This window comes from Microcoleus vaginatus PCC 9802, assembly GCA_022701275.1.
Lineage (GTDB): Bacteria > Cyanobacteriota > Cyanobacteriia > Cyanobacteriales > Microcoleaceae > Microcoleus > Microcoleus vaginatus_A.
Map to the genome: position 1 here is coordinate 3159539 of CP031740.1, position 24397 is coordinate 3183935.

The following is a 24397-nucleotide window of genomic DNA, read 5'->3' on the forward strand; positions in this document are numbered from 1 at the left end:
TTTGTCAAAAACTTTGTACCGATACATAGAATTATTGACAAATCGGCCGCGAAATGAGCTCAAAAATGAGAGAGATGCGATCGACTGACTGGAAATAGCCGGATATAAAACGCAGGCAAAAACCTCAACCGGCGCCATCTTAAAAGCCACTCTTCACCATTCAGGCAGGATTTTGTCTGCAGCTATCAGTCCCGACGGACAATTCCTCGCAACGGGTTCAGAGGACAGTACAGTGAAAATTTGGAGTTTGCACAGCGGGGAACTGCGGCAGACGATTTTCGGACATTCAACAGCGGTATTGCTAATGGCTTTCAGTCCCGCCAGCAAAACGCTGCTGACACGATCGCGCACGGGCACAGTCAAACTCTGGAACCTGCAAAACGGCGAACTGCTGAAGCATTTGGCAGACGTGTACCGCCATGAATCAGTCGCCGTTACGCCATCATGCCTATGGGTTTTATCTAGCATCTATTGGTCATGACACCAGAGCTATTCAGGCTTATCTGGGACACAAGAATATTCAACACACTATTGGCTACACGGAGTTATCGCCAGACCGCTTCCAGAATTTCTGGCTCGACTGAAACTATTTTTGGTTCAAAATCTCTACAAATCAATGGTTTCAACTGCCTTGCTTTACAAAATTTTACAACCTGTCCTCTTTTGCGCGTATCCCGGCTGAACCCCATTGAGAGTGTGGTTTAATTAATGTCTAAAAAGTTACACAAAATTTTTTTGGTTCTAAAAAGCTTTCACAGCAATGGTTTTAGCCTATCTTGCCTCGGTTAACAGCTTCGGTAGCTCCTCCCCACCCTGCAATTTTCTTGACATCTTCCTTAAGAAGGAGGTAGATTTATTTATGTTGTAGTAATGCTACTTCGGTTTTTACTAATATCCCTAACTAGACTCTGATGATGAAAAATCTATACAGCTTGCCTTCCTTAACAATGAATTATTCAGTTCCAATCGCTAAAATCTTTCAGACTTTAATGGTTACTACGGCCTTAGCCTTACCACTATCCGTAATGACAGCAAAGAGTGTTTTAGCGAAAAGTTTGGAGTTTAGGGTTACTAACAATACCGCTACTAATATAACAACATTTCAGACCTCTCCCACAGGAATAAATGATTGGGAGGAAGACATTCTTGGTATAGATATACTGAGACCGGGAGAATCTACAAACATAATTATTTCCGACAGTCGGGATGTCTGTACTTACGATATCAGAGCTGTTTTTGATGATGGGGAAGAAAGTATAAAATATAAAGTTAATCTTTGTACACTAGAAACCTTTACGTTCAACGACTAATAACGCAAGTTGCTAGTTATGCGAAGCGGTTTCCGAGCGCGTAGCGCCTGTCGTCGGGCGCTACGCGCTGTCAAGCTGTTCAATAAATCGCGATAAGATGCTTCGATTGAGTCATTTAAGCCATACAATTGGATCTAGGAATAGAATTTGGATACTTTAAGGCTGGCTGAAAAAATTGCTATTTATGCAATCGTACTCCCTTCCCGCTGTAAGATTATAGAATCACGTTGTATATCTGCTGAATTGTCTTTGCGATTTGACTTTGTGTCTGCAATTGTTCCGTTTCAAATAATTCTTTTATTCGTTTTTCTACCTCTTCTATGCTCGTTCCCACTCGCAAATGGTGTAGTAGCCTCAGTCTTAGTAAATGAATTAGAGATTCTGCTAGATTGAAGTTCGGTGAGTAGGTTGGTGTATAAATTAACTCTACTGTGATATTTTATTCTATCTCTGATGCTATTTGTTCAGCTATTAAATATTTCTTGATCTTCTTTCTATGGGTCGAATTATTATCCAACAATATCGTTATATGATGCGCTTTTTATTTGATACTTGGTGGGCACAATTCTCCTATATATAATGCTATATCTTCGGTTTGGGCTGTAGGTGATATAGCCTTTCTCAGAAAGATGGAGTACGTCGAAACCCTGTGTTGTCAAGCTTTTGAAGTTGAATTGTGTACCTCATCTACCCAAGAACCGCTATAGTCTGACAAACTTTTTTCCGCTTATAGCATCTACCGCTAAAAGTCTATTCAGCTTCTCTCTTTTTTTCCCTTCATTTGATGCCACTTCTGGTCGCGTATTTTTTTCGACCCATCCATAGTATAGGCTTGGTCGATTCGTGACTGCAAATTCATCCAAAAATACTATTCTATTCCCACTCTTTCTCTCAGCTATTTTTTTTAGGACTTCCACATACTCCTTCTGTTTCTCTGGCGATCCCTTTGCCTAATCTCGATGCGCTTTTTGATGAGATATATTTAGATCGGCTAAAATTTCAGAGATTCTCGACGTTTTTAGGTCTACTTTCCACCGTTGCTTTATTACCGCCGCCATGATTTTTCCTGTCCAAATTTCTCTGTCTATCCCATACTTTGTTGGTTTCTCCTCTAAAATCATTCTCTTTAATTCTTGCCGTTTTTCTTGATCCAGTCTTGATTTTACCTGGTGCTTGATTGGTTAGACTATTCCCTATAACCCGATTTCTAAGTAGGGTTTGACCCCTCTTGCCAATGTTAGATCTGTGCAGCCTAGTAGCTTGGTCACTTCTGTACGACTTTTTCCTTCACTTAGATGCCTAATTGCCGATAACCTTTGCCTGATATAGGATTGCTGATTATTGTAGTACAGTCGTTGCCGCTGCTTTTTCTCTAGCCTTACCAACCGCAATTGTTGGCTCAGATTCATTTCTATTACTCCCTTTTTTTTTCATTTTACCTCTATCTATATTCTTTGGGCGGGAAGAAAGTAAGCATCGCCAGATGAATTGTAGGGAAACGGCACAGCGCCGTTTCCTGACTGTCGATAATATCCATTCTGATGCCACCATATTTGATATAAAACTAACGCCGATCGAGATACCCAAATTATTCAAAAACTCGGGTATCTGAACCGCATACTGACAATTTATATCGCTTTTTTAAGCAATAAAAATCAGCTTTCCCTTGCTCATTTCCAAAGTATCGCCCATTTCCATACCGTTGTGAAAAGCACCCAAAATCACCTCGCTAGTTTTGCCGAAAGCGATCGCCCCGCTAGCATCAATTCCAATTGCGCCAAAATCCCGTTGACGTTCGTCAGCTTCAGTAAAAGAACGCTCAAAAGCAGCTTTCAAACTCAAACCATCCGTTACCCGAATCACAATTCGCGGGGCCAAACACTCGTCCATAATGTGCTCGCCAATCCCCGTACAGCTTACCGCCGCATTTCCAGTCGCGTAATTTCCCGCCGGCATCGCCGAGTCGCTAACCCGGCCAATCCGCTCAAAACCCTTGCCGCCAGTCGAAGTCCCAGCAGCCAAGCGTCCATTAACATCCAAAGCTACGACTCCGATCGTACCCATACCAGCCGGTTCCGCCACCACGTCAGCCATTGCTTTGCTAAAATTGCCTTGGCGTTCCTGCATCCACTCGTGCAAGCGCAAATCCGTCATCGGATCGTAAATCGGCAATTGAAGTTCTCGCAGCAATTCCGCCGAACCAAAATCAGAGAGAACCCGATCGTCCGAATGCTGCAAAAATTGAGCAAGTTCGATCGGATGTTGAACGCGAGAAACATTAATCGCCCCGCTGAAACGCTGCATCAAACCGTCCATCAGCGAAGCACTCATCCGAATTTGACCGTCCGACTGCACCACAGAACCAGTACCGGCATTGAATCGCGGGTCATCTTCCAACAATTGGCAGCCCCGCACCACTGCATCTACGGCACTTGCACCGTCTTTCAGCAGCGGATAAACTTCCTCCAAAACATCGTAAAGCGATTTCCGCACCGCCTCAATTCCGCCTTTACTATGTAGAGAACTGCCCGCACCGCCGTGAATAACTAACTTTGGTTGCACTTGTTGCGATGCCATAATTTATAACCTAATACCTAAAATTTTTCCTTTGCAATCTTAGCTTCGATCGAGCAACTTGCCCTAAATTCTTAATCTTGAGCCGCCAAACGGCGGCGACGACAACGTTCGGAGCAGTATTTGACCTCATCCCAGCAGTCGGCCCATTTTTTGCGCCAAGTAAAAGGTCGATCGCACACGGGACACATTTTTGTCGGTAAATCAGATTTCGATCGTTGCTTGGCCATGCTAATTTGGACATTACATTAGTTAGTGATTAAATTTTAATCAAAACAAACAAAACAACCAATTTCTGCCTAACACCTCCCCAAATAAAAATGCTCGAAACGGCCGACGCCAACATCCGAATCGTCTTAGTCGAACCTGCAGGCCCATTGAATGTTGGTTCTGTTGCCCGCGTCATGAAAAATATGGGTTTGCACCAATTAGTTTTGGTAAATCCCCAGTGCGATCATTTAGGGGAAGAAGCCCGACTGATGGCTGTTCGCGCCGCCGACATATTGGAAACTACCAAAGTAGTCGAGAGTTTGCCCGCTGCTTTGGTAGGGTGTGTCAGAGCGATCGCAACTACAGGGGATGATTGTCGATCGTTGCCAACACAACTAGAAGAACCCGCAGATGCCTTGCCTTGGCTCCTTGAAGCCCCCAGCGCCCTAATTTTCGGCCGAGAAGACTGCGGGTTGACCAATGCCGAATTAAACCGCGCTCAACGCTTGATCCGCATTCCCAGCAGCGATGCCTACACTTCCCTAAATCTCGCCCAAGCCGTCGCTATCTGCTGCTACGAACTATACAAGTCAGTTGTCAATTGTCAGTTGTCAGTTGTCAGTGGCCAGAAGGAATCGGCTCCCTTGGAAAATTTAGAGGGATATTACCAGCAACTAGAAACGCTGTTACTCAAAATAGGATATTTGCAGCAGCACACAGCAGCAAGCCGGATGGAAAAATTTCGGCGTTTGTACAACAGAGCCTATCCGACAGTGGATGAAGTCGCCATGCTGCGGGGCGTCCTCCGCCAAACAGAATGGGCAATCAAAACTTACCCACAAGAGGCAAATTCTGATACTCTGGATGGGGCGTTGCCGGAAAATCCAACGGATAGCTAGGAGAAATGCTGATAATTGGGGAGGTGAGATTGAGGATTTTTTTCACAGAGAACTTTCCTGCCCCCACTTGTCACCTTCATAACAGGGTTTCTTGACTAAAAACCTAAGCTTTGCGATAATTTGCGAGCAATAAACTTGGTTGCTGATACCATGCAGCGTGTGGGGCAAATCTAAAATCTAAAATCTAAAATTGATTGGCTGGCAAGCTGAAAAATCTTAAACTTGAAATTTACAGTAGTGATGAAGGAGTAAGACGTGGCAGAGCGGTTTCCCAAAGGATCGATATTATCGGTGATATCCTCGTCGATATCCTCTCCCAACTCCGGCTCAAAGCAGCCTAAGCCCGGCAAAGCAAGTCCGTCTGGCAACTCGGGTCGCCGCCGCCCTCCGCAACCGCAAAACGCCAATTCAGAAATTCGATCGCCCGAACCAGCGACTTTGCCACTGCAACAGGGCCGCGGCAGCAGAATTGGAGCCAATTCTCCCACATCTTCGGAAGAATTTACTACACAAGACTTTTTATCCGATCCCCGATCGGCAATTAACCCCAGAAAACCCAGAACCAGCAAAACTCCGCAGTCGAAGACTCGCCAACCAGGCAAAAAAGGTCTCGCTGCTGTCGATATGTTCGAGTTTCCGAACCCGAATCTGGAGCGGGAAAATGTGAGTTCGATCGCCAGCAATCCCAACAGCCAGCTCCCAACTGCCACTCCCCCTGCAACCCGTGGAAGTCGTCCCAGCTCGCCCCCAGTTCGCATTTCAGACACGGTAATCCCCGCAGATGCCAAAAAACCCCCCCTGCCTAAACCGCGCCCACAAGCGAGTCCGAGACCGGGTAAACGCTCTGCACCTCGGAGCGTACCGCCGTTGGTGTATGCTACTCGCTTGCTGATTTTGGGAGTTGGGATAGCGGTGATTTGCGGTACGCTGCTGTCGGTGGTAAATGCTGTGAGTCGAGCATCCACTGTAGCGACAGAAGAACAAACCAGCACAGGGCAGAACAACCCAGCCGATAGCGCATCTGCGGCACCCGCAGCCCCAGAAGTGCTGCAACTGAATCAAGAATTAGGAGCTTTGAAAACGCAAGTTCAGGTTTTAGCAACAGAAAATCCTAGTTTGACAGCCGGAATATTTCTAGTCGATTTAGATACTGGAAGCTACCTAAATTTTAATGGCGATACTGCTGTTGCTTCAGCTAGCACAATTAAAGTGCCAATTTTAGTAGCTTTTTTCCAAGCAGTAGATGAGGGCAAAGTGCAGTTAGATCAGATGCTGACGCTGAAGTCCGAACACATTGTCGGCGGTTCTGGGGAGATGCAAGATCAGGCTCCTGGGAAGAAGTATTCGGCTTTGGAAGTTGCCCAAAATATGATTGTTGTCAGCGACAATACGGCGACAAATATGATGATTGAGTTGTTGGGAGGTGCTGAGGTTTTGAATCAGCATTTTGCAAATTGGGGTTTGAGTACCACGGTTCTGCGTAATAATTTGCCCGATTTGGAGGGAACTAATACTACCAGTCCGAAGGATTTGATTAATATCATAGCCCAGGTCGATCGGGGTAATTTGGTATCGGTGAAATCGCGCGATCGCATTTTGCAAATCATGCGCCAAACTCAAAACGCTTCTTTGCTGCCGAAAGGTTTAGGCGAAGGTTCGGTTATTGCTCACAAAACCGGCAACATTGATACAATGCTAGCGGATGCGGGGATGGTGGATTTGCCGAACGGTAAGCGTTATTTAGTGGCGGTGATGGTGAAGCATTCACCGGAAACGGAGAAGCCAGCTCAAACATTGATTCGGGAGATTTCTCGGATTAGTTACCGCTATTTGAACGGTGAGGAAACCCCAGCCGATTCACAAGTGAAAATTAAAAATTGAAAATTCAACCGGGTTTTTTCGGGCAAGTGTTGTAGACTTTATCAAACTATAAATCAGTTTGTATTATGAAACTAAACATTCGACTTGCTTGTCTGGTAGCGCTCTCAACTTTAGCCGTTGGAGTCTCCCCCGCCTTGAGTAATGCTAATCCTGCTCCTGAATATGAGACCGACGGCGCGAGAGTGATCAACAATAATATCGAACTCAATCGGGCAAAAAACTTAGCCCGTCAAGCAGCAGAAAGGGCTAATGGGGGTTTAGGCAACTATCGAGCTGAAGCTTCTATGCACGGTACTTCTAAGGAATCGCCGTTTGTTGACAATGGCGATGGAACTTGGACTTTTACTTTTAAGGGTTCCAAGCCTGGTTCGTCTGTCTATACTGTAGAAACGGTTGTTACGGTTTCCCAAGATGGCCGAATCAGAGTTGATTACAATGGGCGAATCCGCGACTCAAGCGGAATTTAACAATACTTGCGACTTACTCACCGGTGCCGAGAAACCGGGTTTTTCACGAAATACTTTGTTACAGCCCCAGAAACGGTAAAAAACCCGGTTTCTTCGTCTTGATGCGTCCAGGGCTGAATTTGTGGAATAGCGATCGCCCGAGTAGAGAAATCATTGATTAAGCTTTCGTCGCGGGTGATCCGCGCAACATTCTTTCGGTACTGAGATCGCGATCGATTTCTTCTCAAGGAATGCCGTAACCACCGCCGCATACTTGCCACTTCTGGCGCTGTGCGGGTGTCGCTTTCAGCAATGGGGGATAGCAAAGTAGAGGTACGGTAATGGTTGGCCCATCCATCAAATCGAGGCTAATAGTTTCGATTTCGCCATCCCGAATCCCACTCAATATTACAGTCAGGACAGTAGTAGTGAATAGCTGGCTTTGCCTCTTTCACTGCTGAAAGTTTACGATTACATCTTGGGCATAGGTAGTAAACAAAAGAAACAAAAATTGATGCAGCACTTGCAAATCCAACAATAACTGCTCTGGTGATAACATTAGGGTAGGCAGGCAATTTATCTCCACCCATAATTGCCTAAACTAATACTCCACTAATTACGAGCACGAAGACGCCTCCCGCTATTAGAGTTCCTTTAATGAAACTTCGAGCAACTCTAATTTCACGCTTCATCAAGGCTAATCAAATTTCTACAGGAATGAAGGCTAACTGCTTACCTTAAATCTCACCAACCTTAAGATTTATTAAAATTTGTTGTTTTCTACTCCAACAAATTAGCATTTAACTATTGATTGTACTGCAATAATAATTGTACAATAGCCTGATTGTGACATCTTACTTTATATCGATAATGGATGCTTGCCTAGTACAAGGTTTATTGGTGGGGCACTGACGCTCGTCAGAGATGAATAGCGCCCCTAATCTTTCGGCTGTTCCCCCAACAGATGCACTTTGCATTATGGAGCGTCGATGTCTATTAACGACGGTTTGCAGATGTTTTTAGATATATCGGCACTCTTGAGAGGTCTTTTTCTAGGAACTACAAGACTCCGACTGCTGACAGCGCCTCCGCCTCTTTCTCGTTCATGTCGTCGAGTTTTTGCCAAACTTGCTGCATCAATTCATCCAATCCAACTCTACTAACGGCGGAAATCAACAAAACAGGAGCGCCACTAATTTCTTTAAGTCGGCTGATTAAATTACCGATTTCTTCGCTTTCCAGGTCGATCGCATCTACTTTATTAAAAGCCAAAATCTGCGGTTTATCGGCTAAACCACGCCTGTAAGCCTTCAATTCTTCCTGAATTGTGACATAATTGGCGATCGGATCTTCATCCGTAACATCGATCAAATGCAGCAACAACCGAGTCCGCTCAATGTGCCGCAAAAACTCGTAACCCAAACCAGCACCTTCGTGAGCTCCCTCAATCAATCCCGGAATGTCTGCAAACACCGTACCGTCGCCAGTCGGTTTTTTGACTACGCCCAAATTTGGTACTAAAGTTGTAAACGGATAATCTGCTATCTTGGGGCGAGCTGCAGACAAAGCAGAAATTAAAGTGGATTTGCCAGCATTCGGCAGCCCGAGAATTCCCACTTCAGCTAATAGCTTCAATTCCAAACGCAAAAACTTGTGTTCTCCTTCTTTTCCCGGCATCGCATAATCTGGAGCGCGGTTAGAATTAGTCAAAAAACACTTATTGCCCAAACCGCCTTTGCCGCCTTGGGCAACGCAAAAAGTCTGTCCCGGTGTTACTAAATCTGCTAAGATTGCCTGAGTTTCCGCGTCGTAAACAACTGTACCGCAGGGAACTTCGATCGTGCGATCTTCCCCAGAAGCCCCAGTCATATTTTTCGGCGCGCCCCGCTTCCCGTCTTCGGCTTTAAAAATCCGGTTGTACTGAAAATCTAGCAGCGTTTGCAGACTTTCCACCGCTACCATAAACACAGAACCGCCCCGCCCGCCGGTGCCGCCACTGGGCCCGCCCGCGGGTACATACTTTTCTCTGCGAAAAGCTACCATACCGTCGCCGCCTTTGCCGGCTGCGACTTGAATATCTGCTCGATCGATAAATTGCATAATTTAGTCAGTAGTCAATAGTCAGTAGTCAATAGTCATTACTTATTATGATACCAGATCCAAGTACCATATTCCCATTTTCCTTCCGTCCGCGTCGGCCGACGAAAGCCAAGTTTAGCCGCCATTTACTGTTGCCGGAGAAATATAATTATACCAATTCTGAAAAGTAGTGCAGAGCGAGAGATTCTACCAGAGCATCTGTAGGGAAACAGCACTGCCGTGTCCGGCTCCTAAATCTGCTTTTAATAATTTGTATAAGATTGAGAATTGTACCAAAACTTTTGTTTAATTAGTATTATCAAAGCCGATTTAATAATAGCAGGACACTCGCACAAAAACTGAATAAGCCCGATTTTTATAAGGGGGCGGATAGCTGTAAAAAGGTTTTTTTGTGGAAAAATTGGGTTTCTAAATCATCGCAAATCCTCTACAGCAAATTAGCCATTGCTAATTACACGAGTTCTGCAAATACGGATTTAACGTGCTAACTATAGCGGAAAACTGCTTGTGGGCGCACCCTACAGATAGAGGTTCTGCGCCCAGGAACGAATTAGCAATTCGCAATTACCCTCTCCTACTAACAATATGACGATACATCTTCCTTACATTCATCTGCCAAATAGCAGAGAGCTCGAAAGCGCATCCCCACCAACTGTTCGTAAAGTGGGTTAATCTGGCACATCGCCGGAATGTGGACGATTTTGCGACCAAATAACACGACATCTCGCTCAAATGGACACTGGGGCGGAATAATTTTACAGACAAAGTGTGCCAATTTGGGGTCGTGAATTTCCCAGCCGTCAAGCCAGTCTTTGACGGGTTGCAGGACATTTTTGTGGTGAGGTTTAGGTAGCCGAGATGAAAGGGGTGTTCCGGCGGCGGGGGCGACATTCGCATCAAAGACTATTTGGCTGCTGGGCCCCTGCGGATCATCGCACTTGCTGTCTTCGATGGTGTGTCGCAGAGCTTCGAGCGCCTCTACATTGTGCCCCAAAGCTGTGCAAAACTTATAGATTACCTCGTCTTCGCTGAGCGAGTAGGTACCGTCTGCCAAGGCTACCATGACTGCTGTCCTCAAAAAATCCTCGCCTTTGGCGGTGTCTTCCCCTAACACAGCGGCTAATTCCTCTGGCGCAATAGGTTCAAAACCCGCCTCAAAAGATACCGGGTGTAGTTCATCCTGAGTTAGATTTGCAATCATTTTTTGCTCGTCTTCGTCAAAGTTGCCGTCTGCCCAAGCAATTGTCAGCAATCCCCGCAGCCAAGCAGTAATCTCTTCATTTGTGCAGGAAGATTTAGCGTTACTCATTAGCATTTCCACTTGGATGTACCAGTCAATTTGTTCGTTTACAGCGGGCTCAATATTCCCCTCCCAATAATTTTTACTGGTTTTTTGGTCGATGGATGATCTATTTGTGGAAGGTTTGTGCCCGAAGATTGCTCCAAACGCTTGTAGTGGACGTGTTAAAAGCATATTTGTTTCTCAGCAGCATCGCTTACTAGCGAGCTAATCTATTGGCTAATCCTATTCCCTAAAAAGTCATCTATCGGGAGGAATAGGTTGGTTGAATTCATCTTAACTCTAGTTGCACCCATCGAGATGACGATCGAATTTTATGCAAACCCGATGGTCATTAGCAACCCAATTTTTCGCAACAAATAAAAGGTTTGCAAGCGTTGGATCTAATCAGACACTGGGTTTGTCACCCAGGGACGATCGAACTTCGCTCTCTTTACATTTTAATATATATTTTTGTAAATTTTTCTGTGCCGGCTGCACAATATTAACAGCGAGCCGGCTTTAAGCTGTTGAAATAAAAATATAAGAGGAAACTGTTACCGCCTGTCAAGGGTTGTGATTGCTGTGTCCGTCTAGAAATGATAGATTTTTTTAACTTCGGCGACACAAAATCCAGCGCAATTCCATTGGCGGGCGTCCGTTTGCCATCGGGAAGACATCTCGACCGGTGGCCCAACTGGGAAACCAGGGCGTCGGCGGCCAGGCTCCTTCTGGCAGGTGGTGGCGTTCGTACTCAAACACCAATTCGTCGGATATTTGGACTAAGGGCAACCCTTCCATTGCGGTGGCGAGTTCTTGGGGCGTAAATAAAGTAGACCAGGAGAGTTGGGCAACTTGTCGCACGAGGGCATCAGGCTGGTAGTCGCCGACGGTTAAAAACGTGCTGAACAGCAACAGGCCTCCCGGAGACAGGGAATCGCACATTTTAGCGAGGAAAAGCCGTACTTGATCGCTGTCTCGAAAATGTGAGATGACTTCGGCGGCAACTGCCAACTGGTAGCGGGCCGGTTTCATCCGCATTAAGGGGTCGAGCACATCGCCTTCAGTCACTGTCACGGGAAGATTTTCGGCTGTTACTGCAGCTTTCAATTGTTCTGCAAAAGCTGGAGTTAGTTCGATCGCATCCACAGAATAGCCCAATCTCGCCAGCGGCAAGGTATTGCGGCCTGTACCAGCCCCCACGTCCAAAATCCGCACTCGATCGGGCGTACCCAATTTAGCAGCCGTTGCCATCAATTTTGCGTCTGGATGAGAACCGAAAAGCGGAGGTTCTCTGGTGTCTACCCAGCTTTTGTACTGTTCTCCAACTGTTGAGGTAGTAACAATCACTTTGCAGGCTAAACCGGTTTGCGGCGGCTGCACTGACTCGTATTGCAGGATCAACATCGATGCTGTGGAGGTGCGGTAGCCTTGTTCTAACTTGGTGGCTAAAAGCTTGCTGAGTTCGTCTCTGCGGTCTTCGGGCAGGGGTCTGTCGAGAGTGCTAAATAGCTTTTCTATCGACTTGAGATAGTGGCTTAGCATTCCCGGTACGCAGGGGAAAATTAATTCTCCGCGAGCGTTTATGCGAGTATTAATTTTGTAGAGGATAGCTTGCTGGAGAATGTCGGGATTTACTACCAGCGGTAGCTGTTCGGTCTGGTTGATTGTACTTTCGGCGCCCATAGATTCCGCGAAGAAGTCATTAGTTATTAGTCATTAGTCATTAGTCAGAGGGAAGGCTGTTGAGAGCTGACTGTACAATTCAAGAGTATAAAAAAGCCGATTTTAGATTTATTTGGTTTGGTTGCTTAGTCTTTTTAGACTCTATAAAATTAGATTTGAGAGCTTTATTTTGGATAAATCTCAAATCTCAAATCTCAAATCGACCAAGCCCAAAACCCGAGTAGATCCCAAAATCGGAGTTAGTATCAATATAAGCTGTAGCGCATTTAAATTGTATGTTTCACGGCGAGGTGGAAAAAGCGTCAAATCCTCTCGCCTTCTCCCCTCTCTCCTTCCCCTCGTCAGCCATAACAGGCAATGTATATGGGTAGCAAATTAAAGCTGGGCTTAGTTGCTGCCGGTAAAAGTCACTTGGGGGAATCTTGACTGAGCTTCAGTCATCGGGCGCCGTCTGCCTTCTTCTTGCCAGTAGTTGATGACTTCTGTCGCTTGGTTGAGGATTTCGACGCGATCGTTATCAGCAATCCAGTGTTTGGCTTCGAGTTCGTTTTTGAGGTCTTCCCACGCATCTTTGCGAGGCCAGAAAAAGTAGGATGTCAGCGGGCTAGTTCCTTTGCCGACAACTTGGTCAACGGCGAGGGCAACATTCTCTTCTAGCCAGAGAACTTTTAAGATGAACTTGGACAAGCAAACCTCCAGGGTTCCGATCGAACTTGTTAAAAATTTCTACAATCGCTAAGCGTAGCACACTCTGTTCGATAATTAATCATCGGCCATGAAAAGTTTTGTGGCGCGGCTGGTTTTAGCGCCACTCAGGGGCTGGGAACAGATAAAATTTGGGTTCTCACCCGCCCTAGGTACAAGGATGGTTAAGTTGTGAACAGAGTTATTTTAGTCTTCGACATTGACGGTGTGGTGCGGGACGTGTCCGGTTCCTATCGGCGGGCGATCGCCGATGCGGTGGAGCATTTCACGGCGGGTGCTTTTCGCCCGAATTCTCTCGATATCGACTCTCTGAAGTCTGAGGGAGTGTGGAATAATGACTGGCAGGCGTCTTTCGAGTTAGTTTGCCGTTATTTTGAGGGGATTGGGCGATCGAGAAACCAACTCGCTCTCAACTATGACGAATTAGTGGCTTTTTTCCAAAGTCGCTATCGCGGGCCTGACGAGGAAAATTGGACTGGTTACATTTGTACCGAACCCCTGCTTTTAAGTCCGGCTTACCTGGAAAATTTAACAGTTGAGGGCATTGTTTGGGGCTTTTTTAGCGGGGCGATGCGGGATGAAGCTGCTTATGTTTTGTCAGGGAAACTGAGTTTAAATTCCCCCGTGTTGGTGGCGATGGAAGATGCACCGGGAAAACCCGATCCGGCTGGACTTTTCGCGGCAATTGAACAGTTGGAAAACCTGCACGGTTTAGAAAAAAATTTGCCCGTGATTTACGCGGGAGATACTGTTGCCGATATTTACACGGTTGTGAATGCGCGGGAAGTGCAACCAAATCGGGTTTGGCTGGGGACTGGAATTTTGCCACCTCATGTTTTGGATGATTCGGTGCGCTGCGATGCTTATGCTGCAGCGCTGAAAACTGCTGGTGCAGCAGCGGTTTTCAGGAATGTCGAAGAGTTGACGGCTGCGCGGATTCGAGAATTAGTCAATTGTTAGTTGTTAGTTGTCAGTTGTCAGTTGTTATACCAATCCTAAACATTTGTGAATTTCTTACTCCCTCCCCTTGCTAAGGGGAGGGTTGGGGTGGGGTAAAAATTTACGACCCCTACAAGGATTGCTATAGTTATCGAAATAACCAATAACCAATAACCAATAACCAATGACAACCGCCAACTTTCCCTTTGAGATTATTGCAACTGCAAGAATTTGTCTAATGCACTGACTGCAACTGGCGGCCAGCGCCGGGTATGGGCAACCCAATCGATGTCTTTGTAGCGGGAATCGAGGCCGACTGCTGCTACCCAATTGCTCTCAGCTTCGCCGCGCTTTCCTGCTTCCCAAAGACAGGCGCTGAGGGCGGCTCTCATGTCGGCAAATTGGGGGTATCTGCGGACGATGTTTTTCATGTTGCGAATTGCTTCTTTAGTTTGCCCGTTTTGATAAAGTGCGAGGGCGTGGTTGGCGCGGGCAAAGGCGTATTCGGGGGCTAATTCAAAGGCTTTGCTGTAGTCGGCAATTGCTTGTTCCCATTTTCCTAAACCTGCTTCGGCGTTGCCTCGGTTGTTGTAGGCTGCTGGATCTTTGGGGTCTAATTCTAGCACGTGATTGTAGTCGGCGATCGCTTCTTCCCAGCGTCCTAAACCTTCTAAGGCTGTGCCGCGGTTTAGGTATGGATCGGGGGCGTCGGGAGCTAGTTCGATCGCTCTTTCGTAGTCGGAAATTGCTGCTTGTAGCTTGTTTTGGCTGACTCTTGAATTGCCTCGGTTGCTCCAAGCGGCGGCTTGTGAAGGAAATTTGTCAATAATTTGAGTCCAAAAAGTTTCAGCGGCGGGAAATTTGCCTTCATTTGTAGCTTCAAAAGCTTTTTGAACGAGTTCTCCCAGTTCCTGTTCGGGAGTGGCGATATCTGTTGGTTGTACTTGTGCGGTAGCGGGCGCGATATTTCCCAACCAAACTAACCCGGTTACAATTAATACTGTAAAAAATGTCAAAAGTGAGCGAATCATCGTTGTTGGCAGTTTAAACTTTACTAAACATATTATTAACCGAAATTGCGGGCGTTGCTTGGATAGTACCAGTTTCAAAAAAGGATGTGACTGTAGGCAACCTCCGAACCCTTATTTCATCAGTCATTTACAAATCTAAAATCTAAAATCTAAAATCTCAATAAGTTAGGGAGAATTTGGTGAAAAAACGGTTGCTAATTTTGGGCGGAACGGGGGATGCTGCGGAACTGGCGGTAAGAGCGTCTCAAATTGCTGAAATTGAGGTCGTATCTTCGCTAGCAGGACGCACTCAACAGCCTTTTACCCCAAAAACGGGTACGGTGCGAATTGGGGGGTTTGGTGGGGCGGCTGGACTGGCAGCGTTTTTGCTCGATCGCCCGATCGACTTGTTAATTGATGCTACTCATCCGTTTGCGGCTCAGATTTCTGCCAATGCTGCTATTGCTGCTGCTGAATGCAATGTGCCCTATTTGATGCTGGTGCGTCCAGCTTGGGAGAGGGTGGAGGGCGATCGCTGGATTGAAGTTGCCAGCCACTCGCAGGCTGCAAAAGCTTTATTAGGGCAGTCTCAGCGGGTGTTTCTCACCATTGGTAGGCAGGAATTGGCGGAGTTTGCGGGTTTGGATGCTATTTGGTTTTTGATGCGGGCGATCGATCCTCCTGCACTCAATTCTCCTGTTCCTAACGGTAAATTGTTATTAGCAAGGGGGCCTTTTACATTGGAAGACGATCGGCAACTGCTGTTAGAATATCAGATTGATACAATTGTTAGCAAAAACAGCGGAGGCGGTGCTACTTATGCGAAAATTGCTGCGGCTAGGGAACTGGGAATTCCAGTTGTGATGGTGCAGCGACCGCAGATTCCCGATGTTGAGCAGGTTGCTGATGTTGAAGGGGCGATCGCTTGGCTGAGGGAGCAATTGAATTAATTTAATCTTACTTACATCTTGCCTCAATTTTAGTAACAGGCAAGATGCCTGTTTCACAAGACATAAATTTTTTTGTGGGGTGGGCATCTTGCCCGCCCCCAAAGGTTACTAACAGGCAAGATGCCTGTTTCACAAAACATAAACTTCCTTCCAGCCTCTGCCTGGGAATACAAATTGATCGGCTGTGCCTCGAATACCCAATTACTTAGATTTTTTCTGACTATTCAAAGAGTTAAGATGATTGTTCATATCCTGCAAATATTTTGATAAAACAGGATACTGTGAAGTTGCTAGTAGTGCATCTTTTTTCTGGCTGACAGTTGTTTCTAAGGGCAAAACGCGATAGTTCGTTTTATTGTTCTGAGTATAGCGGTGTACCCAAGTCGGAATGGTTTTGATGCTGGTAATTTCTGTAGTTTTTTCGGGAAATCTTTTGCGAATATTTACTTGCAAAATTACGCCTAAGTCTGTATATTTTTTATTCTGACCGGAAATGAAGTTTCCCATTGAATAAATTGCTACAGCTTTGCGAGTTTTGCCATTTTTTCCGGGAAACTTAAAAATTTTGTAAGGTTGGACGACGTGGGGATGGCTGCCGAGAATGATGTCTGCACCAGCTTTTAATAGGTTTTCAACTAATTGTTTTTGTTGGGGGTTTGGCTGTCGCTGATATTCGTCGCCAAAATGCAGGGAAATTGCGATAATATCTGCTCCTTGCTTTCGGGCTTTGGCAATGTCTTTGACTATCTTTTTTTCGTCTATTAGCGAAACTAAGTAGTCTTTGCCTTTGGGTATGGGAATGCCGTTTGTGCCGTAGGTGTAGGCTAGCAGGGCTAGTGAAATGTTGTTTTTGGTGCTGATTAAAGTGCGTGAAGCCTCGGCGGCTGATGTGGCTGTTCCTGTGAACGCAATTTTGCGATCGCTCAGATTGGCGATCGTCCTAATTACTCCTTTTTCTCCACGGTCTAAAGCATGATTGTTGGCGGTTGTCAAGATATTAAATCCGGCTTTTTTAGTCGCATCCGCTAATTGAGCCGGTGCGTTAAATAGCGGATATCCCGTATATCCGCCCGCATCTTCGCCCGCTAAAGGTGTTTCGAGATTTCCGATGACCCAATCGCCTTTTGACAGGATACTTTTAACTGGTCCGAAGAAATTGTCAAAATTGTATGTTTTCTTTTTTGCGTCGTAGCCCGAGCGCGTTTGGGTACTGTGCATCATGATGTCGCCGACAGCAATTAGTGTTGCTTCTTTGATCTCAGACTTTGGTTTGGCGGGAACAGGGGTTGCTATTGGCGATCGACTTTCTGTAGGCTGTGTGTTGGTTTGTGGCGTTTGGATATTGCAGCCTGCGATCGAAAGCATAGCAATTATCGAGAGCAACCGACGAAAATTCATGATTTTTGGGAGTGATTTGTCGGCTTATATGGTATCATAACTAATTTACTTACGGCTAAACAAATGAAAAAAAACTATCTAATTCTTGCCTTGATGGTTTTTGTATCAATTACGGGTTTTGGGATTTTAACTTACGCTCAAACTTCGGGCGATAGACCTTTTGAATTTGCCTTAATTGGCGATTTGCCCTACAGTGCCGAACAGGAAGCAAAATTTCCGAGTTTGATTGCAGATATCAATCGATCGCCCGCAGCGTTTGTCGTCCACGACGGCGACATTAAAAACGGTTCTAGTGTCTGCGATGATGCAACTTTTGTCAGTCGCAAGCAGTTATTTGATAATTTTGAGATGCCATTTATTCTCGCTTATGGTGACAATGAATGGACGGATTGTCACCGTTCAAATAACGGCAGTTACGATCCAGTAGAAAGACTCGCTAAACTGCGGGAAATTTTCAACCAAGGTAATCAAAGTTTGGGAAAGCGCACCTTAACTCTCACCCGTCAAAGCGAAAACCCGCAGTTTGCTAAATTCCGCGAAAATGTTCGCTGGACTTATCATGGAGTTGTGTTTTTGGCGATAAATATGCCGGGAAGCAACAACAATTTTGGTCGCACTCCCGAAGCAGATGCAGAATATGCCGATCGCAATTCAGCTAACTTAGCCTGGATCAAAGAATGTTTTGCTTTAGCCAAACGCAGCAACAGCAAAGGAATTGTGTTAGTTGCACAGGCAAATCCGGGATTTGAACTCGAGCCGACGGACAAAAGAAGAAGCGGCTACAACGATTTTATCGCAACTCTGGAAACAGAAACAGGCAATTTCCCAGGGCAGGTTGTATTCGTCCACGGCGATACTCACTATTTCCGCATCGATAAACCTTTACCCTATTTTACCGATGAGACTCAACTACCGAGAATGAAAAATTTTACTAGAGTTGAAACTTTTGGTTCTCCAAACGTGCATTGGTTGCGGGCTTTTTATGACCCTAAAAATCCTAATTTGTTTGAATTTAAACAGCAGATTGTTCCGGAAAATTAGGCTATCTAACACCATTTTTATGCAAGATAAATAATTTTTGGATTACACTGAAGATAGGTATAATTGAGGAATTTATTTATGACAGTCGCAACTAGGCGCTTCACCCTGGAAGAATTTTTGAAACTGCCAGAAACTAAACCTGCCAGCGAATACATTGAGGGGGAGATTATCCAAAAACCTATGCCGAAAACTAAACATTCTCGTCTCCAGGGGCAATTCCTGCGTATCATTAATGAAGTGGTAGAGGAACCCAAGATAGCTTACGCTTTTCCCGAGTTGCGGTGTACGTTTGGCGGTCGATCGATTGTTCCAGATATTGCGGTACTATTGTGGGAACAGATTCAATTTGATGATAGCGGCGAACCAGTGGATGATGTGCGAATTGCGCCGTATTGGACGATCGAAATCCTGTCGCCACAGCAAAGCTCAAATCGCGTAACTAGAAAAATTATTCACTGTCTGCAACATAATTGTCAGTTGGGGTGGCTAATCGATCCAGACGATCGATCGATTTTAGCGTTTTTGCCCAACCAACAACCGCAATTCTGCGAAGGTAGCGATGTCCTTCCTGTGCCCGAAATGATTCCCCTGAATATCACCGCCGAACAGGTGTTTAGCTGGTTGAGAATGCAACAATGAATCAGGGCGATCGTCTTTTTTGTACCACTTTAAAAAATCTTCCGGTGTGGTTTGTAGTGAAAACTTTAGCTTTCATCTCAACTAAGGACTGAAATCCTTACTACAAACCAAATCCCCTATTGCCGCCACCTGTCAAATTGGTCTTCGGAACAGCCATTAATAAATTGATTGTTCACCCAACCGTCAAGGATTGTCAAAGTTTCATTAGGAGGATTACCCGAAAATCTGGCCGCAATTTTCACCCACTTACCTTGTCTGCTGACAGCCCTAACTCCGTCTCCCCTTTTGAGTTTAGCTACAACCGCGTACTTATTGCCTGGACCTTTGCGAATGTTAACAGCGCCGCCATTACCCGTAATAAACGAGCATTGAGTTTGCTTTTTTAAAGCTTCTGCTTTTGCGGGAGCAAGGCTTTGCTGCTTGCCGAAAACAGGAAAGCTGTAAAGTGAGAAGCTAAAACTTGCAACGACGGCTGCAATAAAAAAGGCTTTTGATTGAGTAAAAATTAGCATTATTTCATTTCCTTGGATTGACCGAACTGAAGTCCTGACTATGATTTTTGGGAGAAAGACTTCAGTCCTTACTACTAACTGTTATTTGACAGAGGCAAACCATTCGGTAACACCTTGGGCGATCGCCTCGGCTAACTTCTTCTGTTCTGTTGGATTCACAATCCATTCAAACTCTTCGGGATTGATCAGAAATCCCAATTCCATTAAAACAGATGGAGCAACGGCAGGACGAGTCATTGCTAAGTTGTTCCAAAATACACCATAGCTCGGACGGTTCAACTTGGCAACTAAATAATTGTGCAAAAACATTGCCAAACTGTGCGCTTGTGGGTGAAACCAGAAAGCGCCGACACCTTTAGTCTTAATCGCGTCGCCGTTATCCGGCAAAGCATTGTAGTGAATTGAAATTGCGATGGCAGGTTCTTCTTTTTGAATCATTTCCACCCTTGGCGGCAAATCCAAATCGACATCTTCCACCCGCGTCATTAGCACATTCGCGCCCCGATTCACCAATTCTTCTCGCACCAATTTCGACACAGTTAAAGCTACTGTTTTTTCTCTAATCCCCACTGGACTCACAGCACCTCCATCCTCCGACCCGCCGTGTCCCGGATCGATCAGAATCTTAATTCCCGACAGCGGCTTTGCTTGCGAATTGGGCACCGCGCTTGTATTGGCCGGCGGGTGTTTTAAAGACAACACTAAAGTTGTGCCCTCGTATCTCAACTTGTAACCCCACTGTTGGGCGGATTTGAGATTAAAAGTGTATTGTACTTGCAGCGGCGATATTTGTTGCCATTCCAAACGCGAAATTACGGGGTCATCCTGGATGCGAATAATGTCAGTTTGAGCAGTAGTATTGTACAGGGTTAAAGTGAAAGTGCGTTCTCCTTCTTGCACAGTGACTGGGACGGGTATTTCTAAGGGAAATAAGACCTCTGTCCAGCCGGAAACTTGACGCGAACTGGCGCTGCGAATAATCGATCGCGGAGGCACTGCATCCTTGACAATTTGCACTTCTGATGCTTTAATCCAAGCACCGTAATCGAGTCTGAGCCATTCTCCCTCGCGCCCGATAACTGTTGCTCGCGTTCCCTTGGGCAGCGGTGTCATCCGAGAAAAATCTGTACTCGCCCCGGTTCGGGCAACACCCGGATCTGCTGTTACTTCGGCTATTTCTAAGTCAGCCGGAGAAAGAATAGAAATCTTGCCAGTACCCTGCTGGCTGATAGTTTGATTATTCATTGTTAGCTCAAATACAGGCACTCCTAAATCCACTTTTTCCGTTTTTGGTAGCGAGGAGTTAGAGTCATTTTCCCCCCTGACCAAGGAAGCATTAGATTCATTGCCCCCCCTTGCCAAGGGGGGGTTGGGGGGGGTATGAGCGCAGCCTTGATACTGTTCGCTGCCGCCTTTTTTGATCGGGGAGTTTTCACCTAACAGTACAGATTTGTTGTCGGGTAATTCGACTTGCGATCGCGCTTTTAAAGGAATAGTAACGCCCGCCAATTTTACTGAAACTTGAGCATTCGCAGGTGCGATCGCCCCAAAGCAAATATATTCCCCCGGCAAACTCGCCACATCGACTTTCGGCGTCAGGGAATCTTTAGCAAAAGCCAATCCTACAGGGACTTCCGGCTGATTCGACTCGCGCGTCACCTTAATTTTGACTTCCTGATTTTCGTAACGCAAGGTAAAGAGATTTTCGCCGAGTTGCAGCGGAAAAGTTGGGGCGAAATGCCCGGATGCGGTGCGCGAAATTTGGTTGCCATTTACTAACACTTGTCCCGGTGCGGGCGCTGTGCCGATTAAAAAGATGCGATCGGCTGTAGTTTTGTGGTTGGCTGGAGGATAAGAGACGAACAAAGGTTGAGCCGCCACAGCTACAGAGGCGATCGCCATTATCAGCCCAAACACACATAATGCTAAAAATTTTCTCATTCTAAACTGCAACTAATTGAGACTCTGTTGGTTATTTATACTAGGACTTGCGCTAAGAAACCCGGGAGAAATCCGGGAATAAACCGGGTTTCTGAGAATTAGCCGTAAGTCCTATTTACTATACAGGCCCCATTTTATCAGGTTTGTAGTTGCAATTGAGCGATCGGCAACATAAATTCCCGCGTCAAACCATTAAGTTTTAATTAATTCCGAGGTGGTTCTCCACAGTTGCTCCAACCGATTCGCCGGCATCGTCAAATACAAAACATCCCCCGTACTCAAACAACAATTCAGCAAAGCCCAGCCGTGGAGAGTTTGACACTTAGTTTCCACATAAAGAGGCACAAAATCCGCAGACTTAGCAGCATCTTGAATGCGGTGGCCGCAGAAAGGATGTTTTGGCGTAATCAATGTGGCCAAGCAAACCCATAGACTGTCAGCAGTCATTCCGTTGCCCAAAATTCTGCCTCCAATCGCCGCCGCCGCAAAAGCAGGAGCTGCCAATTCCGTCGGGTTCAAAACTCCTTCAAACTCAAAAACTTGCTGCACCATCAAAGCAAAATGTGGGTCTTGATTGCGGACAATAACTGATAGTTTTGGTGCCAATCCTTTAGCGCTCAAGGCAATTTCGACATTAGACATATCGCTGCTAGTTACCGCCAAAAGTGCTGCCGCTTGCTTAACATTAGCAGCTTCCAGAGTTGCGGGCAAACTAGCACTTCCCTGAATGACCGGAATTTTCATTGAGCGAGCCGTGCTCAGAAACCGGCAGTTCGGATCTTGCTCGATCGCCACAATATCGTAACCGTTAGTGTGCAGTTCTTTAGCAATTTGGATGCCAATTCCTCCGAGTCCGCAAATAATGTAATGATTGCGCTGCGGAACTCGCGCCACATCCCAATATTCGGTAAAGCGAGTTCCCAATACATAATCGTTGAGCAGTGCGTAGCAGATGCCGATGATGCCGGCTCCAACTAACATCATCACAACTGTAAATAGTTTAATGCTTTCAGGAGCTTGTTCCGCCACTTTTTCATGGCCTCCGGCTCCGGTAATCATCCCTACTGAAAAATAGAGAGAATCGACAATTGAGATATTATCGTCAACACAAATATAGGTAGCAGTAGCAACGGCAATCATTGACAGCAGCGTCAGTACAACAATTACTGCTGCTTGGCTGTGCTGCTGAAATCTGTGCAGCCTAGTTAATGTTTTGAGCAGTTTTTGAGTTAAAGTTTTTTGGGGGCTGTGGATAGTCGGCTGAGTGGCAACAATTAGCCGATCGCCCTGCTGACACTGCCGATCGGCAAGCACCGCCGATACTAAATCAGTTTTGTTAGCAGCCGGCAGATAATAAATCAACATTCGCGATCGATCGTCCCACAAATCGCTCAGTTTTCGGTTTTTCCAAGGATGTGTTTCATCGATATATTCTTCGTGAATCGGCCAAGTGCGATCGAACAAACGCAACTGTCCGATCGCCTGACTTCCGAGAGCCGCAAAGGCAAAAACGGGAGCAGCCAATGATGAAACGCTCATGGAAGTGTGATCGGGCAAAGTGTGGTCAATCCTGTCGCCCAAGCTAGTATTGAACAATCTGTTGATGATGCGAATCTGAGGATTGAGAATCCTCGCCTGCATCAAAATTGCCAAATTCACAGCATCATCGTCTCCTGCAATTACTAAAGTGTGAGCGTTTTGAATGCCAGCCGCCAACAAGGTAGAAGCTGCTTGCAAATTGCCGACAACCACATCAGAAGTTTCGCCGCGAATTGGGCGATCGCTAATACCAACCACAATCGCTCCTTGCTGTCTCAACAAACAAAAAATCTTGTGTCCCGTGTGGCCCAACCCGCAAACAATGATTCGAGGTTTCATAAAAATTTATTGGCCAGCCAATTTCGGAGCTGTCCTTGTAGTTTTACTTACCATTGTTGACTGCTCTGGCTTTGAAGAATGTAGCTAAAAACACTATCTAGGATGCTTGTGCCGCAGTGGCCTCGAAGTTTTGCAACAAGGAAAGGACAGTGCCATGTCTCTAAAGCCACGTTCCCAAGTTTTGAAACAAGGACACAGCAGTGCCCTGTACCTACAGATATGAGGTGCAACTAACCTAATTTAAGATTTGAAAAATATCCGGGTGCGACACCCAACCAGCAGAAATTGAATAGGTAGGGACATGACACTGCCCTGTCCCTACAACTATGACTTCCTACATAAATTTAGCTGCCTTAGCGGCAGGAGTTATTATGAAATTGACTGCACCCTTATTAGCATCCGCTTTAGTGTTCGCCGGTACTGTCGCCTTTGCAAGCCAAGTGCAAGCAGCTACCAGCAACTCTGGGAATAGCACTAGAACAACATTTCAGTGCGTTACTTCCGGCCGAAATTTTGTCACAATTGCGCGCCGGGGAAATGTCACGACAGATCCAATGATTCTGTGGAAATCTACCGAGTTCGGCCGCGAATATACACCTTGGCAGCGCTGTCAAATTGTTTCCAATAGATTAACCAAAGCTGTTGCCCAGAATGGCGGAAGATTGAGCAACTTGCAGTTAACAACAGGAATTGTTAATAACTTGCCCGTAGTTTGTTACGTGAACGGACGGGGGCGCTGCAACTCTCAAAATCTGCTGTTCACCCTAGACAAGCGAAATGCTAAAAATCCCGGTGATGCTTTAACGAGATTGATTAATTTTGCCCAAGACGGCAGCGGGCCAGTTACAACGTTCAGAACCGGAGCTCCATCGTCTGTACCGCAGTTTGTTCCCTTTGGAGATATGGTCGATCGAGCTTTTAATTCTCCAAACAATAAACCGTCAGTTCCTGTAGCAAAACCGCAGGGCGATCGGGGTATTTAATCTCCACTTCTACTCG

At 45.9% G+C, this 24397-nt stretch carries 26 protein-coding genes; 11 read left to right on the forward strand and 15 right to left on the reverse strand.

The features are described 5' to 3' along the window. Nucleotides 1-88: 88 nt before the first annotated feature. The 3 genes from D0A34_12770 (at nt 89) to D0A34_12780 (ending at nt 1310) form a co-directional block, all read left to right on the forward strand. Nucleotides 89-481 carry a hypothetical protein gene (locus D0A34_12770; protein ID UNU19623.1) on the forward strand — a complete coding sequence of 131 codons (393 nt, stop codon included), beginning with the start codon at nt 89-91 and terminating at the stop codon, nt 479-481. Continuing rightward, nucleotides 420-584 (forward strand): hypothetical protein, encoded by a 165-nt coding sequence (locus D0A34_12775; GenBank protein ID UNU19624.1) that lies wholly within the window; start codon nt 420-422, stop codon nt 582-584. Before D0A34_12770 ends, D0A34_12775 begins: the two co-directional genes overlap by 62 nt. A 363-nt stretch (nt 585-947) precedes the next feature. Next, on the forward strand, nt 948-1310 hold the full coding sequence (locus tag D0A34_12780) for a hypothetical protein (protein UNU19625.1): 363 nt from the start codon (nt 948-950) through the stop codon (nt 1308-1310). 701 nt (nt 1311-2011) lie between these two features. Here the strand turns inward: D0A34_12780 and D0A34_12785 are convergent. The 4 genes from D0A34_12785 to D0A34_12800 form a co-directional block, all read right to left on the reverse strand. After that, complete coding sequence (locus tag D0A34_12785; protein UNU19626.1) at nt 2012-2227, reverse strand: hypothetical protein; 216 nt, start codon at nt 2225-2227, stop codon at nt 2012-2014. 33 nt (nt 2228-2260) lie between these two features. Beyond that, the gene (locus tag D0A34_12790) at nt 2261-2431 is read right to left on the reverse strand and encodes a hypothetical protein (GenBank protein ID UNU19627.1); all 171 of its coding nucleotides are present in this window, start codon (nt 2429-2431) and stop codon (nt 2261-2263) included. Nucleotides 2432-2951: 520 nt separating this feature from the next. Further along, a complete protein-coding gene (locus D0A34_12795) occupies nt 2952-3887 on the reverse strand; it encodes an isoaspartyl peptidase (GenBank protein UNU19628.1) in 936 nt (311 codons plus the stop codon). A 71-nt stretch (nt 3888-3958) separates the two neighbouring features. Further along, nucleotides 3959-4114, reverse strand: a complete 156-nt coding sequence (locus tag D0A34_12800; GenBank protein ID UNU19629.1) for a DUF2256 domain-containing protein — start codon at nt 4112-4114, stop codon at nt 3959-3961. Between the two features lie 90 nt (nt 4115-4204). On the opposite strand from D0A34_12800, the gene D0A34_12805 reads away from it, so the two are divergent. From D0A34_12805 to D0A34_12815, 3 genes are all read left to right on the forward strand, one after another. Continuing rightward, the gene (locus D0A34_12805) at nt 4205-4993 is read left to right on the forward strand and encodes an RNA methyltransferase (protein ID UNU19630.1); all 789 of its coding nucleotides are present in this window, start codon (nt 4205-4207) and stop codon (nt 4991-4993) included. Between the two features lie 255 nt (nt 4994-5248). Continuing rightward, entirely contained in the window at nt 5249-6874 is a 1626-nt protein-coding gene (locus D0A34_12810; protein UNU19631.1) for a serine hydrolase, read from the forward strand. Between the two features lie 65 nt (nt 6875-6939). Continuing rightward, on the forward strand, nt 6940-7341 hold the full coding sequence (locus D0A34_12815; GenBank protein UNU19632.1) for a hypothetical protein: 402 nt from the start codon (nt 6940-6942) through the stop codon (nt 7339-7341). 17 nt (nt 7342-7358) lie between these two features. On the opposite strand, the gene D0A34_12820 is transcribed toward D0A34_12815, so the two are convergent. The 6 genes from D0A34_12820 to D0A34_12845 form a co-directional block, all read right to left on the reverse strand. Beyond that, a complete protein-coding gene (locus tag D0A34_12820; GenBank protein UNU19633.1) occupies nt 7359-7568 on the reverse strand; it encodes a hypothetical protein in 210 nt (69 codons plus the stop codon). After that, nucleotides 7565-7678, reverse strand: coding sequence for a hypothetical protein (locus tag D0A34_12825; GenBank protein ID UNU22276.1), 114 nt, complete (start codon nt 7676-7678; stop codon nt 7565-7567). Before D0A34_12825 ends, D0A34_12820 begins: the two co-directional genes overlap by 4 nt. Before the next feature lie 701 nt (nt 7679-8379). Continuing rightward, nucleotides 8380-9420: a GTPase ObgE gene (obgE, locus tag D0A34_12830; GenBank protein UNU19634.1), complete on the reverse strand. Its 1041-nt coding sequence runs from the start codon at nt 9418-9420 to the stop codon at nt 8380-8382. A 577-nt stretch (nt 9421-9997) separates the two neighbouring features. Then, nucleotides 9998-10735, reverse strand: a complete 738-nt coding sequence (locus D0A34_12835) for a Mo-dependent nitrogenase (GenBank protein UNU22277.1) — start codon at nt 10733-10735, stop codon at nt 9998-10000. Between the two features lie 576 nt (nt 10736-11311). Then, on the reverse strand, nt 11312-12385 hold the full coding sequence (locus tag D0A34_12840) for a class I SAM-dependent methyltransferase (GenBank protein ID UNU19635.1): 1074 nt from the start codon (nt 12383-12385) through the stop codon (nt 11312-11314). 387 nt (nt 12386-12772) lie between these two features. Beyond that, nucleotides 12773-13072 carry a 30S ribosomal protein Ycf65 gene (locus D0A34_12845; GenBank protein UNU19636.1) on the reverse strand — a complete coding sequence of 100 codons (300 nt, stop codon included), beginning with the start codon at nt 13070-13072 and terminating at the stop codon, nt 12773-12775. 189 nt (nt 13073-13261) lie between these two features. Here D0A34_12845 and D0A34_12850 point away from each other — a divergent pair, with 189 nt between their 5' ends. After that, nucleotides 13262-14050 carry a TIGR01548 family HAD-type hydrolase gene (locus D0A34_12850; protein ID UNU19637.1) on the forward strand — a complete coding sequence of 263 codons (789 nt, stop codon included), beginning with the start codon at nt 13262-13264 and terminating at the stop codon, nt 14048-14050. Nucleotides 14051-14241: 191 nt separating this feature from the next. Here the strand turns inward: D0A34_12850 and D0A34_12855 are convergent, their stop codons facing one another. Continuing rightward, a complete protein-coding gene (locus D0A34_12855; protein UNU19638.1) occupies nt 14242-15060 on the reverse strand; it encodes a tetratricopeptide repeat protein in 819 nt (272 codons plus the stop codon). Nucleotides 15061-15239: 179 nt separating this feature from the next. Between D0A34_12855 and D0A34_12860 the strand changes: the two genes are divergently transcribed. After that, a complete protein-coding gene (locus D0A34_12860; protein ID UNU19639.1) occupies nt 15240-15989 on the forward strand; it encodes a cobalt-precorrin-6A reductase in 750 nt (249 codons plus the stop codon). A 201-nt stretch (nt 15990-16190) separates the two neighbouring features. Here the strand turns inward: D0A34_12860 and D0A34_12865 are convergent, their stop codons facing one another. Next, entirely contained in the window at nt 16191-17387 is a 1197-nt protein-coding gene (locus D0A34_12865) for a CapA family protein (protein ID UNU19640.1), read from the reverse strand. Nucleotides 17388-17450: 63 nt separating this feature from the next. On the opposite strand from D0A34_12865, the gene D0A34_12870 reads away from it, so the two are divergent. Both D0A34_12870 and D0A34_12875 read left to right on the forward strand, forming a co-directional pair. Then, nucleotides 17451-18428, forward strand: coding sequence for a hypothetical protein (locus D0A34_12870; GenBank protein ID UNU19641.1), 978 nt, complete (start codon nt 17451-17453; stop codon nt 18426-18428). Between the two features lie 78 nt (nt 18429-18506). Then, nucleotides 18507-19067, forward strand: coding sequence for a Uma2 family endonuclease (locus tag D0A34_12875; protein ID UNU19642.1), 561 nt, complete (start codon nt 18507-18509; stop codon nt 19065-19067). 116 nt (nt 19068-19183) lie between these two features. On the opposite strand, the gene D0A34_12880 is transcribed toward D0A34_12875, so the two are convergent. From D0A34_12880 to D0A34_12890, 3 genes are all read right to left on the reverse strand, one after another. Continuing rightward, on the reverse strand, nt 19184-19579 hold the full coding sequence (locus D0A34_12880) for an SH3 domain-containing protein (protein UNU19643.1): 396 nt from the start codon (nt 19577-19579) through the stop codon (nt 19184-19186). An 81-nt stretch (nt 19580-19660) separates the two neighbouring features. Then, entirely contained in the window at nt 19661-21520 is a 1860-nt protein-coding gene (locus D0A34_12885) for an N-acetylmuramoyl-L-alanine amidase (protein UNU19644.1), read from the reverse strand. Nucleotides 21521-21712: 192 nt separating this feature from the next. Next, entirely contained in the window at nt 21713-23398 is a 1686-nt protein-coding gene (locus tag D0A34_12890) for a potassium channel protein (GenBank protein UNU19645.1), read from the reverse strand. Between the two features lie 326 nt (nt 23399-23724). Here D0A34_12890 and D0A34_12895 point away from each other — a divergent pair, with 326 nt between their 5' ends. Continuing rightward, nucleotides 23725-24381 carry a hypothetical protein gene (locus tag D0A34_12895; GenBank protein ID UNU19646.1) on the forward strand — a complete coding sequence of 219 codons (657 nt, stop codon included), beginning with the start codon at nt 23725-23727 and terminating at the stop codon, nt 24379-24381. Nucleotides 24382-24397 lie beyond the last annotated feature (16 nt).

Bases quoted from the DNA above. Each gene is read 5' to 3' on its own strand.
- D0A34_12815 (UNU19632.1), top strand. From the start codon at position 6,940: ATGAAACTAAACATTCGACTTGCTTGTCTGGTAGCGCTCTCAACTTTA.
- D0A34_12870 (UNU19641.1), top strand. From the start codon at position 17,451: ATGAAAAAAAACTATCTAATTCTTGCCTTGATGGTTTTTGTATCAATT.
- D0A34_12890 (UNU19645.1), bottom strand. From the start codon at position 23,398: ATGAAACCTCGAATCATTGTTTGCGGGTTGGGCCACACGGGACACAAG.
- D0A34_12895 (UNU19646.1), top strand. From the start codon at position 23,725: ATGACTTCCTACATAAATTTAGCTGCCTTAGCGGCAGGAGTTATTATG.
- D0A34_12800 (UNU19629.1), bottom strand. From the start codon at position 4,114: ATGGCCAAGCAACGATCGAAATCTGATTTACCGACAAAAATGTGTCCC.
- D0A34_12825 (UNU22276.1), bottom strand. From the start codon at position 7,678: ATGGATGGGCCAACCATTACCGTACCTCTACTTTGCTATCCCCCATTG.
- D0A34_12835 (UNU22277.1), bottom strand. From the start codon at position 10,735: ATGCTAATGAGTAACGCTAAATCTTCCTGCACAAATGAAGAGATTACT.
- D0A34_12840 (UNU19635.1), bottom strand. From the start codon at position 12,385: ATGGGCGCCGAAAGTACAATCAACCAGACCGAACAGCTACCGCTGGTA.
- D0A34_12790 (UNU19627.1), bottom strand. From the start codon at position 2,431: ATGATTTTAGAGGAGAAACCAACAAAGTATGGGATAGACAGAGAAATT.
- D0A34_12795 (UNU19628.1), bottom strand. From the start codon at position 3,887: ATGGCATCGCAACAAGTGCAACCAAAGTTAGTTATTCACGGCGGTGCG.
- D0A34_12865 (UNU19640.1), bottom strand. From the start codon at position 17,387: ATGAATTTTCGTCGGTTGCTCTCGATAATTGCTATGCTTTCGATCGCA.
- D0A34_12780 (UNU19625.1), top strand. From the start codon at position 948: ATGAATTATTCAGTTCCAATCGCTAAAATCTTTCAGACTTTAATGGTT.
- D0A34_12880 (UNU19643.1), bottom strand. From the start codon at position 19,579: ATGCTAATTTTTACTCAATCAAAAGCCTTTTTTATTGCAGCCGTCGTT.
- D0A34_12805 (UNU19630.1), top strand. From the start codon at position 4,205: ATGCTCGAAACGGCCGACGCCAACATCCGAATCGTCTTAGTCGAACCT.
- obgE (UNU19634.1), bottom strand. From the start codon at position 9,420: ATGCAATTTATCGATCGAGCAGATATTCAAGTCGCAGCCGGCAAAGGC.
- D0A34_12875 (UNU19642.1), top strand. From the start codon at position 18,507: ATGACAGTCGCAACTAGGCGCTTCACCCTGGAAGAATTTTTGAAACTG.
- D0A34_12885 (UNU19644.1), bottom strand. From the start codon at position 21,520: ATGAGAAAATTTTTAGCATTATGTGTGTTTGGGCTGATAATGGCGATC.
- D0A34_12855 (UNU19638.1), bottom strand. From the start codon at position 15,060: ATGATTCGCTCACTTTTGACATTTTTTACAGTATTAATTGTAACCGGG.
- D0A34_12775 (UNU19624.1), top strand. From the start codon at position 420: ATGAATCAGTCGCCGTTACGCCATCATGCCTATGGGTTTTATCTAGCA.